Source organism: Crateriforma spongiae (assembly GCF_012290005.1).
In the GTDB taxonomy this organism is placed as follows: domain Bacteria; phylum Planctomycetota; class Planctomycetia; order Pirellulales; family Pirellulaceae; genus Crateriforma; species Crateriforma spongiae.
The window spans coordinates 393,334-407,963 of record NZ_JAAXMS010000001.1; the positions used below are offsets into that span (position 1 = coordinate 393,334).

Consider the following 14,630-nt stretch of genomic DNA (forward strand, 5'->3'; position numbering starts at 1 on the left):
CGAAGGGCATTGTCCCGCCACCGCCTGTTAACGGCGGTTTTTTCTCGCTTGTGGTTTGTTAGCGGTTTCCTGTGTGCCCTAGATGGGTTCGGCCGCTTGTCCAAATTCGCCAGAACCGTCAATCGGTATCGACCGACGAATCGGAATGTCCATCAGCGGTACCGGCCGTTTATACTGATAGTTGGTCGTCCGGTTACACCGTCCGGACGGCCCGTCACGACATTGCGTCGTTGACGAACTTTCCCGCCTTCACGGTGCCCCACCCCACCAACGACCGGCCCGATGGGTGATCCCACGCACAGCGCATCTGTGCCAGGGACGCACACGTTTTGCCGGCCCCACCGAACGATGTCTCAAGACGTTTCCACCGCTGGCCGGTTGGACAAGCATCAGCTGGCCAGTGCCGCTGACGCGATTCGATCGCAGCGTCCGATTCAAGACTTCGCGCCCGAACTCGGGTTCGAAGACGCATCCGGATTGTTGCGCGCGATCGCCGATTCGATGCGGCTGAAATTGGCGGACCTGACCGACATCGAGATCGACGAACAGATTCTCGAAGGATTTCCCGTTCGTTTGATTCACCGCTATGAAGTGTTTCCGATCGCTAAAGAATCGGACGCTTTGGTGGTCGCGCTGAGCAACCCCTTTGATTTTCAAGCGATCGATGCGCTAAGCGCCGCGACGGGGCAAATCATCCAGCCGGTCGTCAGTGATCCGGAACAAGTCCGCGATTTGATCAAGCGGTTTCTGGGCGTGGGTGCCGAAACGATCGACGGTTTGCTGGCACTGCAGAAAGACGAGGACTTGGGTGAACTGAATTCGTTGACCGGGCAAGATCTGGAAGATGCGGAAGTCGCCCAGCAAGCCTCCGTGGTGCGATTGGTCAACGAGATTCTCAGCGAAGCCATCGAAGCGCGCGCCAGTGACATTCACATCGAGGCTCAAGAAAAAGGCATCAAGATTCGCTATCGGATCGATGGCGTTCTGCAGCGTCAACCGGCGCCGCCGGAGATGAATCAATTTCGGTCGGCGATTGTCAGCCGGCTGAAAATCATGGCGCGTTTGAACATTGCCGAAAAGCGTGTCCCCCAAGACGGTCGAATCAAGATCCGCGTCAAAGGACGCGAAGTCGACATTCGCGTTTCAATCATCCCGATGCTGCACGGAGAAGGGATCGTCATGCGGGTCTTGGACAAGGAGAACTTGCGGTTTTCACTTGCCGACATCGGGATGCCCGATGACGTCTATCAACGCTTTCAAAAACTAATCCGATTGCCTCACGGGATCATCTTGGTGACCGGGCCGACGGGCTCGGGAAAAACGACGACGCTTTACAGCGCACTCAGTGAGATCCAGGACGAAGAAACCAAGATCATCACGACCGAAGATCCGATCGAGTATCAGTTGGAAGGCATCAACCAAATCCAAGTGCACAAAAAGGTCGGGCTGACGTTTGCGGCCAGCTTGCGAAGCATCCTGCGGCACGATCCTGATGTCGTTTTGGTTGGCGAAATTCGCGACTTGGAAACGGCCGAAAACGCCACACAGGCTTCGCTGACGGGACACTTGGTTTTCAGCACCCTCCACACCAACGACTCCGCCGGCGCGTTCATGCGATTGTGTGACATGGGCGTGGAACCGTTTCTGGTCAGCAGCACCGTCGAAGGTGTGATGGCGCAGCGGTTGGTACGCAAATTATGCCCGGAATGTCGTGAACCTGATCTGCGTCGCCAAGCGGATTTGCCCGACGATTTTCCGTATGAGCAAGCCAAGGAAAACGGCACAGTGGTCTACCGTCCCGTTGGATGTTCGGCCTGTCGCGGCAGCGGGTACCGCGGCCGGATGGGCCTGTACGAATTGCTGGTCGCCAATGACGAAATCCGCGACTTGGCTACCAACCAAGCGGCCAGCAATGAGATCAAGAAAGCCGCCGTTCGTGGCGGAATGAAGACGCTCCGCCAAGACGGGTGGAACAAAGTCATGCAAGGCGTCACATCGATTGATGAAGTCTTGCGTGTCACCAAAGCTGACGCCTGACCATGGCGTTTGGCTCCAACATGAAATGTGAATCCTGACCGAACCTCGTTCCAACCAACCATGCCCAATTTCGCTTATCGTGCCAAAACCGCCGGTGGTGACAACGCCGACGGAACGATCATCGCGGGTGACGCCCGCGAAGCGATGGCGTTGTTGCGTCGCCAGGCCTTGTTTCCCATCGAAGTGACCGACCGGTCCGCCCGATCCGGTGCCTTCGAATGGAAGCTGGATTTGCCCAAGCGGGTCAAAGCGGAAACGATCGCCGACACGCTGACACAGTTGAGCGATTTGTTGAACGGCGGCGTCACGCTCTTGGAATCGCTGACGATTCTGGCCGAACAGAGTGCCGACGAAACGATGGCGGATGTCTTGGCCGACGTTCGTGATCGTGTTGCCGATGGAGAGAACTTGGATGAGGCACTTGCGGCACACCCCAAAGTGTTTTCCGAATTGGTGGTCAGCATGGTCCGCGCAGGACTGGAAGGTGCATTCCTAGAGGAATCCCTGCAACATGTCGCCGGGTTCCTACAGAAGCAGGATGCGATTCGCGGCAAGGTTTCCGGTGCCATGACCTACCCCATCGTTTTGATGGTGGTCGGCGGCATCGTCACCGTGGTGCTGGTGATGTACGTCGTGCCGATGTTCGAACCGTTCTTTGAACGATTGCAACGCAGTGGGACCGGTTTGCCACTGGCGACCGTCTTGCTTTTGGCTCTCAGTCATTCGCTGGTGCGATTCGGCGTGTTCGTTTTGATCGCCGCTGCCGGCGTGGTCGTGATGTTGCGTCGAGCGGTGGGGACCCCCAAAGGCCGCCGTGTTTTGGATCGGCTGAAGTTAAAGATCCCGATCGCCGGATCGATCTTTCATTCCATGGCGGTTTCTCGATTCTGCCGCGTTTTGGGGACACTGCTACGCAACGGCGTCCCGCTGCTGAAGTCGCTGGACATCAGCAGCACTTCGACGGGAAACGTCTTGTTGGCCGAAACGATTCAGAAAGCGTCTGAAAACATTTCATCCGGAAATTCGCTTGCAGCGCCGCTGGCCGCCAGCGGTCTGATTCCGCCCCAGGTGATGGCGATGATGCGAGTGGCGGAAGAATCCAATTCTTTGGATTCCGTGCTGGTCAAAATCGCGGACCGAATGGATGAGAAAACCGAGCGCAAGTTGGATGCAATGGTGCGTCTGATAGAGCCGCTGATGTTATTGATCATCGGGGCGATGGTGATGTTCATCATCGTCGCGGTGTTATTGCCCGTTTTCGATATGAACACGGCGTTGGATTAAAAAACATGCCCACAATCAATTTCTCTGTTCGAAGGATGAATTCAATGAAACGTCATCAACGTATTCGCGTCGGTTTCACGCTGATTGAGCTGATGATCGTCTTGGTGATTTTGGTGATGTTGTTCGCCATTGCGGGACCCCGATTGCTGGGGACTCAGAAGAAGGCCGATATCAAGAGCACCAAAGCACAACTGGGAAACCTGGAGGCATCGTTGAAGCTCTATGCGGTGGACATGCGGACCTTCCCCAGCACCGAGGACGGTTTAGCGGCCCTGATCAAACCACCAGCCGACGAAGCAAAGGCACGCAAGTGGGATGGGCCTTACTTGGATGACGAAGTCATTCCGGCCGACGCCTGGGGAAATGCATTCGTATATGAGTATCCGCCGACACAAGGTGGTCGTGACTTCCCCAATATTTCTTCACCCGGTTTGGACGGCGAACCAGACACCGAAGATGACATCGTCAACTGGCGAGCCACTGAAGATGGCGAAGACGGTGAAATGGGAACGATGGATTCGGGCGACAGCTTTGACACCGGCGATTCAATGTCCACCGACATGTCTTTTGACACAGGGGACGCCTTATGAACCATCGCGCTTTCACCTTGCTGGAACTAATCATCGTGCTGTCGATCATGGTCGCGGTGATGGGAATGTCTTGGCCTCGGATGCGGCGGGCTGCCAATCGTGCGGTGCTGCGTGAAGCGGCGCTGCAGGTGAAAGCCGGTTTAGCCGAGGCACGCGACCGAGCGGTGCGCACCGGCCAACGTTCCAGCTTTTCGTTCCAACAGAACGGTACCGAGTTTGTCATCGCAACCACGGATCTTCGTGCGGCCGGTTCGCCTGACGAAAGTTTGATGATTTCGGTGGTATCGGAAGAATCGAACGGCTTTGAATCGGTCGCGAACGAATCGATCGACGAGTCGGCGGATGCCGAAAACAGTTTGAACGGCGGGCAGTGCGTGAAGCACTCGTTACCCGAACCTGTGACCATTGCGTCGGTTCAATCGGACGATATCGACGAATCGATCTTGGATGTGTCCGCTGTGACCGACGATGTATCGACTGTCGAAGCCGAGTCATCACAAACCATCGCGTTTTTCCCGGACGGTCGAGGGTCCGCAGCACAGATTCGTTTGGGCAGTGCGGACACCCAGGAGATGGTCGTGTTGACCGTCCGTGCACTGACCGGTGACGTCACGATTGGCGACATCGAACGAGACCCGGCGATGGTGCTGGAACAAGACGATCTGTCAGTCGGCCCGTCGGTGGAGACCGAGTTCCAGTCCACGCTTCCCGAATCCGCAGTGATGGATTCGGCTGACGATTTGATTCCCACCACAGGCTGGGACTTTTCGACGTGATTCGGCGTTCGGCAACCGATGCGTTTTCGCTGTTGGAAGTGATTGTTTCCACCGCGATTTTGGTCACCAGTTCGATGATCTTGCTGCGACTGATCGCGGTGGGATCGAAGCACCAAGATCGCAGCGAGCGACGGGCTTGGGCCCAGATCGTTTGCCACGATTTGGTCGACCAATGGGTGATTGACCCCGTGTCGATTGATAGCGTTGATCGATCCCCCGTCCCCGGCCACCCGGGCTGGGACTATGAAGCGGAGGTGGCGGCGACTGATTATCCCGGCGTGCGTCGTGTCCGAATTCGAGTCTTCGCAAATGCGTCCGTTCAGGATGATGCGATCGCCGCGGCGTCGCAGTCGACCGAGTCCGAGTTGGATGCACGCCCAACCTTTGAATTGGTGCGATGGATGCGAGTTCCTGATCGACCGGGGGCAAGCGGATGAAACCGTCCATCGCACCGGATCGTCAACCATTGAAGCCTAAACGGATTGGCGCGGCAAAGCGTGGGTTCACGTTGCTGGAAACCGTCATCGCCATGACTCTGGTTTCGGTTTTGATGCTGTTGGTGTGGTCGATTTTCGGAATCTACACCAAGCTGGAAAACAAAGGTGTCAACGCTGCGAACCGCGTGTCTTTGGTTCGGTCGTTTCATCGGCAAATGCGTGACGATCTGGTCCGGTTGCTGCCGTGCGACATCGATCGTTCCCTGCCCACTGCAAATTTTCAAAACGCTGGCTTTTCCGATGACGGTATTCACAACGGGTACTTTTCGGGGGACCGACAACGGATTCGCTTTGCAATCGTTCAGCGGCGTCCGGATGCAACTGGTCATGTGGTTCGTTTGGTAACGTATCGCCCCGCCACGGCCGCCGATTTACCGGGCGACGACGAATTGCGGGTGTCCGGCGATGGTGGTGATCGCCGTGGTGACGAAGCGATGGAAATCGACGCCATGGAGTCCGAAGCTGGCCGTCTGGATGAATCGTTGGATCAAGTCCAACATCTAGGAATCGTGCGAGTTGTCGAATCGTGGGACAGTTTTCTTGAATCGGTGGAATTGTCCGAAGCAATCGACGGCGTGGATTCTGGCCGCCAGCAACTGGCATTGGATGCGGACGATTTTATGACCATCGGTCCGGCCGACTTGACGGACGAATCGGTCGAGCAAGAAACCGAACGTGATCGACAGCAAGATTTGGTCCCTGAAATCGCTGATTGTCAGTTTCAGTTTTTCGACGGCCAAGTCTGGCGAAGTCGGTGGGAATCGTCGGTTCGCAACGGATTGCCACGTGCGGTGGCGGTCACCGTCGATGTTATTGAATCGCAGGATCCGGACACGCCGGACGATGAAGATGACGCATCGGATGAAGTCGTGATCGGACCAGATGACGAATGGTCCGATGACCAAGACGTCTTTGCATCGGATTCGGGCGATCCTTTGGTTGGGGCGCAGGACGTTTCTGTGGAGACCGAAGTCGACGACGGTGTCGTCGCGGCGTTGGGCGATCAACCGGTTCGCTGGGTGATCGCTCTCAGCCAAGCGGCAACGGAACCCGTCAACGATTCTCAGCGGTCAGCGGATCCCGATGCGGCTGATTGGGGGGGCCTGCCATGAGACGGTTGGCTTCACTTTCCACGCATTCGGCAAAGGTGTTGGGGCCTAAACCAAGGCAAGGAACGGTCATCATCGTTGTGTTGGTGATCGTGATTTTGATCAGCTTGGCGGCATACAACTTCACCTTGTCGATGGAGTCAGAGCATCTGGCGACTCGAAACGGCGGTGACCGTTTGGCTTGTCGCCAAGCAGCGTTTTCCGTTGCGGAGGTCTTGGCGTCCATCATGGAACGTCCGCGTAGCCAAAGAATGACTGACACCTTACCGATCAACCAAACGATTGATCTTTGGCCCGATGATACCGATTCCGCCGACGAATCTGATTGGAAGCTTCAGGCTGTGGTGTACCAAGGTCCAAACGCCAACGGATCCGAATCTCCGCAACGGTTGTTGACCGAATCGGCGAAGTTGAACTTGCGATCTTTGGGACCAAGTGGGGCACCAAGCCCAGATTCTTTACAGCAAAACCTGCTTCGACTTCCTGGGATGACCGCGGAAACAGCGGCGGACATTCTGCAACGTCTTGGGGGATCGATGCGGAATCCTGGCAAGCCTGTGGATGCTGGGCCCGCCATGGTTGAATTGCTGCCGCAGCGGACGTCCGATTCGTCATCCGATTCCGATAACCCGAGCGACACTTGGCGAACGTGGGTGACGATGTGCAGCGCCGAAAGAAACGAGACCTTTGAAGGGTTGCCACGCATCAACATCAATGGAGAATCGCTAACCCAATTGCATCAACAACTTAGCAAGCGGGTGCCTTTGCCGGTCGCAGACTACATTGTGCTGGCGCGACAACATGGCATCGAAAAATCATCCTCCGCCAATACACCGCTTGATTCGGTCAATGTGGATCTGAACCGGCGACCGGTCTATCGATTTGAAAGTCTGGCCGAACTCTTCGACAGTGCGGTGTCCGTTTCGGTGTCGAATCGGAAGCGGCAATCCGTGGCGAGTCCGATCGATCGCGTTAATGGTGCCGCAGGGATGGATCTGGCACGGTTGTTGGATCAATTGACGCTGACATCCGCACGTCGATTGGTCGGTCGTGTCGATGTTGCAACGGCACCGGTGGAAGTGCTTGCCGCGGTGCCCGGGCTGGATACGACATCGGCCGGCGCAATCGTCAACGCACGGTCGTCCGATTCCAATGGCTGGGTACATCCGATCGCCGCACTGGCGGCAAGCGGTTTATCCGCGACCGTCGTCGACGCGGCATTGCCGTATCTAACGGTGGGTGGCGATGTCGTGAAAGTGACCGTGGTCGGACGATTGGGAGATCACGGTCCATCGTATCGATGTCGTGTTTTGGTGGACGCATCGTGGGGAAAAACGCGTTGGAGCGTCTTGTCGGTTCAGTGACAAGTTCGCAGATGTAGACAGCATGAATCAGCAACTTCAGAAAGAGCCACGTGCCGTGAACCTGTTTCAAAAGCAACGACCGCGACGTTCCACGCTTTCGGTGGTCGTGGATGCCAGCGATGAAGTCGCAAACGTTTTGGTGATTGACCGCGGTCAGCACCCGCCGAAAATTGTGCAGCGATGTCGGCTGGAGCCACCGGACAATCCGACGGATAACGCATCCGATTCATCCGCCGACGCGCCCGATGCCGATGCGGAAACGCCGGACACCAGCAAGGTTTCGGATGCAAATTTGGTGCGACAGTTTCTGGACCAGCACAAGTTGCGGGCGTCTTCGGTCATTCTGTTGTTAACGCGACCGGACGTCGAAATCATCACGGGTAACTTACCGTCGGCCGATGACCATGAGTTGCCAGAGATGGTTGCCGCCATGGTGATGCAGGAAACCGATGACGGTACCCCGCGTGAAGTTGATTTTCTGGTGGGGGCCTCCGATTCCAAGACCGACGGCGAACTGGTCCATGCGGTGACTTGTACCTCAAGTCAATTACAAGCCTGGCGAGATGAATACAAGCAGGCGGGATTACGTCTGGAGATCGTGACGTACGCCGGTTTGGGAATCATGAACATTCTGGACCAGCAGACATCGACATCGGGTTTATCGATCGGTGTCAGTTGCACGCATACGAAGACCGAGTTGGTGGTCGTCAAAAATCGCCGTCCGGTCTTGATGCGAACTATTCAACGGGGCACCGATCTCCAGGAACGGTTGGCGCCCGTCCTCTCGTCGGAATTGCAACGTACGGCGGCCTATTTAAGCGACGAAGACGACCCGGCGATGCAGGTCTGGTTGCTGGGCGACCAAGAGATCTTTGGCGACGCTGCCAAGGATATCTCCGGTGCATTGGATTGTGAGGTTTCGGTGTTGGAACCCGACCGAATGCTCGCCTGCCCCGATGATGCCCTGGGGCGATGGACGGAGAATGTCAATGCGATTGGCCATCTTCTTGATGCCGATTCGGAATCGCCCGCTGTGAATTTGGTTTCTCCCAAGCGTCCGCCACGTCAACCAAGTCCCTATCGACGCTATGCGATATGGGGCGGTGTCGCCGCTTCTCTTCTGTTGATGCTGGGCTACTTTGCATGGCAAGACCGAAGCGAGCAATTGGATCAGATCGAAAAGAAACGCGAGACGCTGAAAAAATTGGGCGGCCGAGCCAACAAGGCGATGGAACTTCAGGACATCGTCAACGCGGTGGCTTCCTGGCGTTCGGGTGAAGTGATATGGCTGGACGAAATCAAAGACCTTTCCGATCGACTTCCGGCCAAGGATTTGGCTTTGGTACGACGATTTTCGGCACAATCCACGTCCGATGGCACGGGCGTTTTCGACTTGAGTCTGCAAGTCAAGTCGCCCGAAATTGTGACGGAACTGGAAGCCGCGATTCGGGACAATCGTCACAGCGTTAGCAGCAAGCGTGTCAGCGAGGTTGGTGATTCCAAAGAATTGGATTGGGCTTTCGAGACCCGAGTGGCGTTTCAGCCGCAGCGACGTCCGCTTCGGCCTGTTAAGAATCCAGAGCGTCCGCCAAGTGACGATGTGCAAGCATCGGAGTCGGAGCATAAATCCGACGCAAATGATGAATCGCGGGTACCACGTTCCCCCAGTGATACCGCCCCGCCAGCGGAATCCAACGGCGGTGCGGCAGAATCAAAGTCCGATGAATCAACCGGTGGGGAAGACGATGCGACGACGTCCGAAACTCAGGTGATCGATTCAGCATCCGTTGGAAACGGGGGAGCACAACGATGAATGCCCGAACCCGATTGTTGCTGATCCTGATGTCGGTTGTCGGCCTGGTTTGGATGGCAGACGCAGGATATCGAAATCTGATCGAAGGCCCCGCGGCGGATCGCGAGCGCGAACTGGATCGTTTGACCCGGCAAGTCGCCGAAACCCAAGACAGCATCATCAAGACATCCAAAGCAGCCGATGTCTTGGCCGTGTTGGAACAATTTTCGCTTCCCTATGATCCCGAATTGGCACGGGCGGCCTATCAAGATTGGTTGTTGGGGTTGGTACAACAGGCCGAGATGACTGGGGCTAGTGTCGATGCATCGCAACCAGCACCGGTGAAGATCAAGGACCGCGATTCGAAAAGGCAGAAAGAAATTTACGTTCGCTACAACTACTCGCTTCGAGCGCGTGGCAACTTGCAACAAGTCACCAAGTTCCTTTATCTGTTTTACCGCAGCGGTCACTTGCACAAAATTTCATCGATCAGTTTGAATCCAGTCGGTGGGGGACGATCGGTCGACATGTCGCTGGCCGTCGAAGCCATTGGTTTGAGCCGTTGCGAACGAAAGGGTGAATTGTCACCCTACGCGGCCACTCGACTGACTCATGATCCGTTCCAAGACTATCTGACGATCGCCCGACGAAATCTATTCTCGCGTGGCGGTGACTCGGTTCTTGCTCAAACCACCGTGACTGCGGTGACCGTGTCATCCGATGGCGTTGCAGAGGCTTGGATTTCGTTACCCGACAACGAAACCAGCGTATTACGACGTGGGCAATCCGTTGAAACCGAAGCACACGTCATCGAAGTTGTCGACGTGTTGGATCGGCAGGTATTGCTGGATGTTGACGGGCAGGTCATCACGGTCCGCGCCGGTGAAACTCTTGCCGAAGCGACAAGTTCAGGGTGATGCCCGTCGGTCCACGCCGTCGGTTGACTGAGGGTGAACCCGATTGCCGGCCGGCACGTGGGGAAATTCCCGTCGTCTGGGCGTCGTTCGCGGGGCAAAAATCGGCAAAAACAAAGGAAAAATGAACTGGTCCGCTCAGTCAACTTGACATCGAGCGGACGGATTTCTTACGCCGCATTCTTGTGTTCCGTCGGATACGACGGACAAGAAATCAATATCGATGCGGTGAACCGATCGCACTCGAAGGGAGACAGGATGCTCCGTGGAACATTTGCGTCGGCACTGCTGATCTTGATGGTCAGTTCTGCCTGCGCCCAATCATCATTCGTTGCTCATCCCTGCCGCCATCAATCGGCGCAGAAATTGGCGGAAGTATTGCGCCCCTTGTTGCCGCCCCAGTCGGATGCACAAGTGGTTGTGGATTCGGAATCCAACCGTCTGCTGATCAGTGGATCGGAGGATGTTCAGCGAATCGTCCAGGAATTCATGCGCCGTGCGGACTTGCCGTCGTCACAAAAGACGTTGAATTCGACGTTGACCATGTCCCCAAAACCCTCGGCTCAGATCCAACCCATCGCAAAGAATCGATCGCCGCAAGAAGCCTCACAAAGCGTGTTTGTGTCGATTGAACGCGGGCGTTTGGAATCGGTACAGCAGGGCCTGATGCAGATCTTTGGATCCCAGATGCGTCCGTCACAGATCAACGACGGTGTGTCTTGGTTGCTGCAAACTCGCGACCCCCAGCAATCGATCACGCTCCAGTTCGACTTGGTCCGCAGTGGCGTCAAGATTTCGTCATCACCCGGGTTGGTACAACAAGCCGGACGTTTGGTTCAAAAGCTTGCGGAATCACCCGAACTGGATCGTCGAACTCAGGTCTTTCGCATTCGACGCGAAAACCATTCCAGTTTGCGTGAAACCGTCGATGCAATACGTCGCAACGCCGACCGGTCGCCAGTCGCCCCGGCTTCGGGTGATCAAAGTCGGTGGATGATGCCGGCGGGCGTGTGGGGAACGATTCGCCAAGTGGCATTCCAGAACGCACAAACGACACCTCATGGCAACGACGCGCAAGCGTCGGGGCAGTCAAACACCGACGATGCCGATGACGTGCTGCGTCAATTCGAAGGTGTCGAGATTGAATCGCTGCCCGACTTGGATGTGATCATCTTACGAGGCCGTGATCCCGATCTAAAACAATTGGCGGAGGTCATTTCACAACTGGAGCGGATCAGCCAGGAAACGCAGCCGGAAATCAAGGTCATCCCGCTGGCACATGCCTCCAGCGAATCGGTTGCGTCAGTGATCCTGCAGACAAGCCAAGACTTGACCAGCGGTCGGCAAGGCCGGGTATCGGTCACGCCGTTGGTGAAGCCCAACGCGTTGCTGTTGATCGGTTGGGGCGACGCGGTCAATGCGATCATGGACTTGACGCGTCAGTTGGACACGCCCGTTTCAGCCGATTCGCAGTCGGCCGTTTTTCGTATCCAGCACGCAACGGCGCAAACTGTCGGATCAACAATCGAAACGTTCTTGTCCGGGCGGGGCACGATGGGACCGGACGTCAGCATCGCGGTTGATCAACGAACCAATTCGCTGATCGTGTACGCGTCGCCACGCGATCTGCAGGAGGTCGCCAAATTGGTCAAAGACCTGGATCAACCGGGCGGTGACAGCGTGCTGCACACACGCGTGTTTCCGATCACCAATGCATTGGCCGCCGACATTGCGACGTTGTTGCAACAGGCGATCAACGAACAATCCAGCAACTTGGCATTGGAGGTACAGGACGATGGCGGCAAGCGGTTGATCCAATCGGGATCATTGGAACAGGTCAGCATCACACCGAACGTTCGAAATAACACTCTGATCATTGCTTCACCGATCAAGAATTTTCCGCTGTTGGAAGCCCTCATTCGCCAACTGGACATGCCATCGAGTGAAGTGCAACTGAAAATTTTTCAAATCGTCAATGGCGATGCGGCCAGCATGATCCAGACATTGCGGTCGTTGTTGCCGTCGCAAGTCGGCACGAATTCGGTGCCCCAGTTGTCCAGTGCTGAAGGAGAATCGTCATTGGCACCGCTGCGGTTTTCGGTGGATTTGCGTAGCAACAGCATCATTGCCACCGGCAGCGAAGGTGACCTGCGAATTGTTGAAGCTTTACTGTTGCGGCTGGATCAAGCCACCACGCAGCAACGCAAAAGCACGGTGATTCAATTGAAGAATGCGCCGGCCGTCGATGTGGCCGCATCGATCAATCAATACTTGCTGGAACAACGCCAAATCGAAAATGCGGTTCCGGGCGAACGTAATCCATTTCAGGAAATTGAACACGAAGTCATCGTTGTCCCCGAACCGATCGCCAACAAGTTGATTCTGGCAGCGACACCACGCTACTACGACGAAATCAAAGCGTTGATTGACAAGCTGGATGAACAACCGCCACAGGTTTTGATTCAAGTTCTGATCGCCGAAGTCGCTTTGAACAATATCAACGAATTTGGTGTTGAACTGGGCGTGCAAAGTGACGTCTTGTTTGACCGCAGCCTGTTGGGTGATCTGCTGACGACGACCAATTCGAACCAGTTTTCGACCCCCGGTGGTGTGACCACCGTGACCGAGGAAATCATCCAGGCGGCGACCAACGTTCCCGGTTTTTTGTTCAACGATACCAGCCCGCTTGGCAACAGCGGCAGTGCCAAATCGCTGCAATCGGCTGGTGTGGTCGGCGGACAAGGGATCTCCAACTTCGCGGTCGGGCGTGAAAGTTCCGAAGCCGGTTTCGGCGGCCTGGTGTTATCGGCCAGCAGCAGCAACGTCAGCGTGTTGCTGCGGGCGTTGGCTGAAACACGACAAGTTCGCGTGCTCAGTCGTCCGCAAATCCGAACGCTGGACAATCAACCCGCGTTCATCCAAGTCGGGCAACGCGTTCCGCGGATCATCGGTTCGACGGTGAACCAAAACGGGCAATCCAATTCGATCACATTGGAAAACGTTGGTTTGATTCTGGGAGTGACGCCCAGGGTCAGTCCAGACGACATGGTCGTTATGGAAATTGATGCCGAAAGGTCCAAGTTGGGCGAAGAAGCCGATGGTGTTCCCGTGGCCGTCGGCGCCGAAGGCACGGTGATTCGTTCGCCACCGATCGACACGATCACGGCGCAAGCAACCGTCAGCGCGGCCAATGGAGAAACGATCATCCTGGGCGGGCTGATTTCCGAGGACAAGCAATCGATTCGCCGCCGAGTGCCCTACCTGAGCGATATCCCTGTTTTGAAGCATCTGTTTAAATTTGATTCGGATCGCTGGTTTCGCTCGGAATTGTTGGTGATCCTGACGCCCCATGTGATTCGTTCCTCCGACGACAACGAACGTCTGAAGCAAGCGGAATTCGCGCGAATGAGTTGGTGCGAATGTGACGTGTACCGTGTGCATGGCGACATCCACATGTCTGGATTGCAATACAGCGACGTGTTGGATTCGGCACAACCGCCGACGGTGTATCCCGATCTGAATCCATCCGGATCACTGGAGGATGCGATCATTTCGGAAACCGTGATCTCTGATTCCGCGATCTCTGAAACAGCCGTTCCCGAATCCGGTGGTCAGATCCAGGATGCCGTTTTGCAAACACCGGACCTTCAGCCGGTTAACGTCGCGCCAATGGACCCGGATGCCTTTCGATTGGACCCCGCCGATGCTGGCGAGTTGCCCGAGCCGAATTACGAGGTGTTGCCATGAACCAGCAAATGAGACTGTCGGTTCAAACGTTCGCGGCGATCACCCTATGGATGGTCGGCGGCTGTACAACGATACAACCCGACTGGAAATGGCCGGACAAAGACAAGCCCGTGACTCCCGAAGTCGTGATGCCGATCTGGACCGATACGGTATTGCATCAGCCCGGCAAGCCGGGCGTTCGTGGATTCGGTGGACGAGTGTTCTTTTATGAACAGGAAGGCGCCGATCCGATCAAGGTCGATGGATCGCTGACCGTGTACGTCTTTGATGGCGAACAGTTGGATGTCCAGCAAGCCAAACCGCTTCGTAAGTTTGTCTTCACGCCTGAACAACTAGCCAAGCACCACAGCAAGTCAGACCTGGGCGATTCCTACAGCGTCTGGATCCCTTGGGAAAAGGTGGGTGGCCCCAGCAAGGCGTTGTCTTTGATCACGCGTTTCGACGGTCGCAACGGCGGGACGGCGATTTCTGATGCTTCGAACAAATTGTTGCCTGGAATCTCCCCCGCTTTGGCTAAGAA

At 56.0% G+C, this 14,630-nt stretch carries 11 protein-coding genes; 10 read left to right on the forward strand and 1 reads right to left on the reverse strand.

What is annotated here, in order from left to right; translation table 11 throughout:
• Positions 1 to 348 precede the first annotated feature (348 nt).
• From gspE to HFP54_RS01510, 10 genes are all read left to right on the forward strand, one after another.
• Positions 349 to 2,037, forward strand: a complete 1,689-nt coding sequence (gene gspE, locus HFP54_RS01465; RefSeq protein ID WP_168563802.1) for a type II secretion system ATPase GspE — start codon at positions 349 to 351, stop codon at positions 2,035 to 2,037.
• Between the two features lie 60 nt (positions 2,038 to 2,097).
• Positions 2,098 to 3,321, forward strand: a complete 1,224-nt coding sequence (locus HFP54_RS01470) for a type II secretion system F family protein (protein WP_146411874.1) — start codon at positions 2,098 to 2,100, stop codon at positions 3,319 to 3,321.
• Between the two features lie 44 nt (positions 3,322 to 3,365).
• Positions 3,366 to 3,911: a type II secretion system major pseudopilin GspG gene (gene gspG, locus HFP54_RS01475; protein WP_168563803.1), complete on the forward strand. Its 546-nt coding sequence runs from the start codon at positions 3,366 to 3,368 to the stop codon at positions 3,909 to 3,911.
• Positions 3,908 to 4,687: a pilus assembly FimT family protein gene (locus HFP54_RS01480; protein WP_168563804.1), complete on the forward strand. Its 780-nt coding sequence runs from the start codon at positions 3,908 to 3,910 to the stop codon at positions 4,685 to 4,687. Before gspG ends, HFP54_RS01480 begins: the two co-directional genes overlap by 4 nt.
• Positions 4,684 to 5,124, forward strand: coding sequence for a type IV pilus modification PilV family protein (locus HFP54_RS01485; protein ID WP_168563805.1), 441 nt, complete (start codon positions 4,684 to 4,686; stop codon positions 5,122 to 5,124). The genes HFP54_RS01480 and HFP54_RS01485 overlap by 4 nt, the downstream gene beginning before the upstream one ends.
• Positions 5,121 to 6,296, forward strand: a complete 1,176-nt coding sequence (locus tag HFP54_RS01490) for a type II secretion system protein GspJ (RefSeq protein WP_168563806.1) — start codon at positions 5,121 to 5,123, stop codon at positions 6,294 to 6,296. Before HFP54_RS01485 ends, HFP54_RS01490 begins: the two co-directional genes overlap by 4 nt.
• Positions 6,293 to 7,657, forward strand: coding sequence for a type II secretion system protein GspK (locus HFP54_RS01495; RefSeq protein WP_168563807.1), 1,365 nt, complete (start codon positions 6,293 to 6,295; stop codon positions 7,655 to 7,657). The genes HFP54_RS01490 and HFP54_RS01495 overlap by 4 nt, the downstream gene beginning before the upstream one ends.
• 22 nt (positions 7,658 to 7,679) lie before the next feature.
• Positions 7,680 to 9,470 (forward strand): hypothetical protein, encoded by a 1,791-nt coding sequence (locus HFP54_RS01500; protein ID WP_168563808.1) that lies wholly within the window; start codon positions 7,680 to 7,682, stop codon positions 9,468 to 9,470.
• Positions 9,467 to 10,366 (forward strand): hypothetical protein, encoded by a 900-nt coding sequence (locus tag HFP54_RS01505; protein ID WP_168563809.1) that lies wholly within the window; start codon positions 9,467 to 9,469, stop codon positions 10,364 to 10,366. The genes HFP54_RS01500 and HFP54_RS01505 overlap by 4 nt, the downstream gene beginning before the upstream one ends.
• A gap of 255 nt (positions 10,367 to 10,621) precedes the next feature.
• Entirely contained in the window at positions 10,622 to 14,110 is a 3,489-nt protein-coding gene (locus tag HFP54_RS01510) for a secretin N-terminal domain-containing protein (protein WP_168563810.1), read from the forward strand.
• Between the two features lie 44 nt (positions 14,111 to 14,154).
• Here the strand turns inward: HFP54_RS01510 and HFP54_RS26300 are convergent, their stop codons facing one another.
• Positions 14,155 to 14,403 carry a hypothetical protein gene (locus HFP54_RS26300; RefSeq protein WP_206035951.1) on the reverse strand — a complete coding sequence of 83 codons (249 nt, stop codon included), beginning with the start codon at positions 14,401 to 14,403 and terminating at the stop codon, positions 14,155 to 14,157.
• Between the last annotated feature and the right edge of the window lie 227 nt (positions 14,404 to 14,630).

Excerpts from the sequence above, each read along its gene's own strand:
- gspE (WP_168563802.1), top strand. The coding sequence starts at position 349 with ATGTCTCAAGACGTTTCCACCGCTGGCCGGTTGGACAAGCATCAGCTG.
- HFP54_RS01470 (WP_146411874.1), top strand. The coding sequence starts at position 2,098 with ATGCCCAATTTCGCTTATCGTGCCAAAACCGCCGGTGGTGACAACGCC.
- gspG (WP_168563803.1), top strand. The coding sequence starts at position 3,366 with ATGAAACGTCATCAACGTATTCGCGTCGGTTTCACGCTGATTGAGCTG.
- HFP54_RS01480 (WP_168563804.1), top strand. The coding sequence starts at position 3,908 with ATGAACCATCGCGCTTTCACCTTGCTGGAACTAATCATCGTGCTGTCG.
- HFP54_RS01490 (WP_168563806.1), top strand. The coding sequence starts at position 5,121 with ATGAAACCGTCCATCGCACCGGATCGTCAACCATTGAAGCCTAAACGG.
- HFP54_RS01495 (WP_168563807.1), top strand. The coding sequence starts at position 6,293 with ATGAGACGGTTGGCTTCACTTTCCACGCATTCGGCAAAGGTGTTGGGG.
- HFP54_RS01500 (WP_168563808.1), top strand. The coding sequence starts at position 7,680 with ATGAATCAGCAACTTCAGAAAGAGCCACGTGCCGTGAACCTGTTTCAA.
- HFP54_RS01505 (WP_168563809.1), top strand. The coding sequence starts at position 9,467 with ATGAATGCCCGAACCCGATTGTTGCTGATCCTGATGTCGGTTGTCGGC.
- HFP54_RS01510 (WP_168563810.1), top strand. The coding sequence starts at position 10,622 with ATGCTCCGTGGAACATTTGCGTCGGCACTGCTGATCTTGATGGTCAGT.